The 3,133-nt window shown below is 58.4% G+C and carries 3 protein-coding genes; all 3 read right to left on the reverse strand.

Annotation, left to right across the window (positions count from 1 at the left end):
• Positions 1-163 precede the first annotated feature (163 nt).
• Positions 164-1,162 carry a sulfate ABC transporter substrate-binding protein gene (locus QMX98_RS33505; RefSeq protein WP_010456892.1) on the reverse strand — a complete coding sequence of 333 codons (999 nt, stop codon included), beginning with the start codon at positions 1,160-1,162 and terminating at the stop codon, positions 164-166.
• Positions 1,163-1,255: 93 nt separating this feature from the next.
• Positions 1,256-2,080: an ion transporter gene (locus QMX98_RS33510; protein ID WP_010456890.1), complete on the reverse strand. Its 825-nt coding sequence runs from the start codon at positions 2,078-2,080 to the stop codon at positions 1,256-1,258.
• Between the two features lie 21 nt (positions 2,081-2,101).
• Positions 2,102-3,016: an urea transporter gene (locus QMX98_RS33515; RefSeq protein ID WP_282412033.1), complete on the reverse strand. Its 915-nt coding sequence runs from the start codon at positions 3,014-3,016 to the stop codon at positions 2,102-2,104.
• Positions 3,017-3,133 lie beyond the last annotated feature (117 nt).

Genomic DNA, 3,133 nt, shown 5'->3' on the forward strand with positions numbered 1-3,133 from the left:
GCCTGCTCGCGATAGCGGAATGTCAGTTGATATCAATGTTGAATAACACTTCGCTATCGCGAGCAGGCTCACTCCTACAGAGGATCTTCAGTGAACTTGGGTTTTGTGTTCGACCACGAGAAAGGCGACCTTCTCAGGTCGCCTTTCTCGTTGGGCTCAGGAATTACTGGCCGCTGTAGATCTGATCAAAGACCCCGCCATCATTGAAGTGGGTCTTCTGTACGGTGCGCCAGTCACCAAAGGTCTTCTCCACCGACAGGAAGTCCACTTTCGGGAAGCGATCGGTGTACTTGGCCAGCACCGCCGGGTCACGCGGACGCAGGTAGTTGGCCGCTGCAATTTCCTGACCTTCCGGGGACCACAGGTACTTCAGGTATTCCTCGGCCGCGGCGCGGGTGCCTTTTTTGTCGACGGTTTTGTCGACCACCGACACCGGCGGCTCGGCTTCAGCGGAGACGCTTGGGTAGATCACTTCAAACTGGTCACGACCAAACTCACGGGCAATCATTTCCGCTTCGTTTTCGAAGGTCACCAGCACGTCACCGAGCTGGTTGGTCATGAACGTGGTCGTCGCGGCACGGCCACCGGTATCGAGCACCGGCGCTTGCTTGAACAGTTTGCCGACGAAATCCTTGGCCTTGTTCTCGTCACCGCCGTTTTTCAGCACATACCCCCAGGCAGACAGGTAGGTGTAGCGACCGTTACCCGAGGTCTTCGGGTTCGGTACGATCACTTGCACGCCGTCCTTGAGCAGGTCAGGCCAGTCTTTCAGGGCTTTCGGGTTGCCTTTGCGGACGATGAACACGGTGGCCGAGGTGAACGGTGCGCTGTTGTTCGGCAGGCGGGTGACCCAGTTGTCCGGGATCAGTTTGCCGTTGTCCGCCAGGGCGTTGATGTCGGTGGCCATGTTCATGGTGATGACGTCAGCCGGCAGGCCATCGATCACCGAACGCGCCTGTTTGCTGGAGCCGCCGAAGGACATCTGCAGGGTGATGTTCTCGTTGTGCTCGGCTTGCCAGTGTTTCTGGAACGCAGTGTTGTAGTCCTTGTAGAAATCGCGCATCACGTCGTAGGAAACGTTGAGCAGGGTCGGTGCGGCCTGAGCCACGCTGGTCAATGCCAGGCCAGCGGCCAGAAGTGAGGCGCCAAAGAGTTTTTTCACTGCGCAGTCCTTGTTCTGATTTAAAAGTGAGGCAATTTGCCAGCGACTATAGCCGGGCTCGCATAGACCCTTAAAGATTAAAAAGCTCTTTGCTTATTCCCGTTTCTTAAACAGAGCGTTGCCGCACCGCGAGCAGAATGCCGCACCGTGTTCGTGACTGGTTTTCTTGCACACAGGGCAGTCGTGTTGCAGCTGTTCACCACGCATGGCATTGGCCAGTTCGGCGGTGAAAATACCGGTCGGCACGGCGATGATCGAGTAACCGGTGATCATTACCAGCGACGAAATCACCTGGCCCAACGGCGTCTTGGGCACGATGTCGCCGAAGCCCACCGTGGTCAGCGTGACGATCGCCCAGTAGATGCCTTTGGGAATGCTGGTGAAGCCGTGTTCCGGGCCTTCGATCACGTACATCAACGTGCCGAACACCGTCACCAGCGTGCAGACGCTGACCAGAAACACCACGATCTTCTGCTTGCTGCCGCGCAGCGCCGACATCAAATAGTTGGCTTGCTTGAGGTAGGGGCTGAGCTTGAGCACGCGGAAAATCCGCAGCATCCGAATGATCCGGATGATCAGCAGGTACTGCGCATCGGCGTAATACAGCGCCAGGATGCCGGGCACGATCGCCAGCAGATCCACCAGCCCGTAAAAGCTGAACGCATAGCGTAACGGCTTGGGCGAGCAATACAGGCGCAAGCCATATTCGATGGCGAAGATGACGGTGAAGCCCCACTCGATGTACGCCAGCACGTCGGCGTAGTTCTTGTGGACCGTGTCGATGCTGTCGAGCATCACGATCACGATGCTGGCGAGGATAATCAACAGCAGGATGCCGTCGAAGCGCCGCCCCGCCTTGGTGTCGCTCTGGAAAACCATGACGTAAAGCTCTTCACGCCAGTTTTTGCTGCTGTCCATGGATACCGCCTGAACCAATGATCAGCGAAGCCTAGGTTGATTCTCCTCAATAGCGCAAGGCGCACGGGTGACAGCGGTGATGCCGAGCAGTTGAACAACCGTGCGGACCAGCCAGCAGGCGAGGATGAACGGCGCGGTCAGCGTCGGCAGACCGATGGCGGAAAACACCGGCGTCAGCAACAACGCTGATGCGATGCCAGCCAGCGGCAGCCACGGCTGCTGGCGCAGCGAGCTCAAGGCGAGGGCGGTGAGTACGGCGTTATAGCCACCGAGGCCGATCAATGCGCTGTAAGCGTCGTGATGCAGCAGGCTCCAGCCCATGCCCGCGACAGACGCCAATAACGCCCAGCAAAAGGCGCGACGATCAGCGATCAGCAAACCCACGGCAATCATCGCCCCGGCCAGCGGATGACCGAGGAACATCACCTGGCCGAAGCCTTTCAGCGGTGCGGCGAGCATGTTCAGCGTGTTGATTTCGATCAGATGCGCTTTTGTCGAGGGAGTGGCGAAGCACAGAAGCACCCAGCCCAACCCAACGAAGGGCGCCGTATAGGCAGGCAGGTAATGGCTGACCCGGACGCGTTTGAACCATTGCTGAGTCAGCATCGCACTCAGTCCGCCCGCAGCAATGATCAGCGGCGGCAACAGTGCTGACCAAGGGAAATACAGGCTCAGCAAAAGACCGAGCAAGACACCGTTGTAACTGAACAGCCCGGCCTGACGATCGGCCTTGGCGTAACCGCGTCGTTGCGCAGTGAGCAACCCGGCGACGCCGCCCAGCAGCGCACCGCCGAGCAGGGTAGGTGCGGTGAAAAGAATCGCCAACAGGCACAGCAGACCAAACAGCGGATGGCGCTGGAGGAAGATCTGGCTGAAACCATTGAGCAGGGCAGTCGCCCAATCGGGGCAGTGGGTGTTGAAGTGGTTGGCAGGCATTTTTTTGTGAGTCAGGAGGCGCGAGTAATCGTTCTTCGCGGGCAAGCCTCGCTCCTACAGGGTTTGCATCGTGCCAAATATCGGGATCACGCAAATCCTGTAGGAGCGAGGCTTGCC

Source organism: Pseudomonas sp. PS02303, assembly GCF_029959925.1.
Taxonomy (GTDB): domain Bacteria; phylum Pseudomonadota; class Gammaproteobacteria; order Pseudomonadales; family Pseudomonadaceae; genus Aquipseudomonas; species Aquipseudomonas mandelii.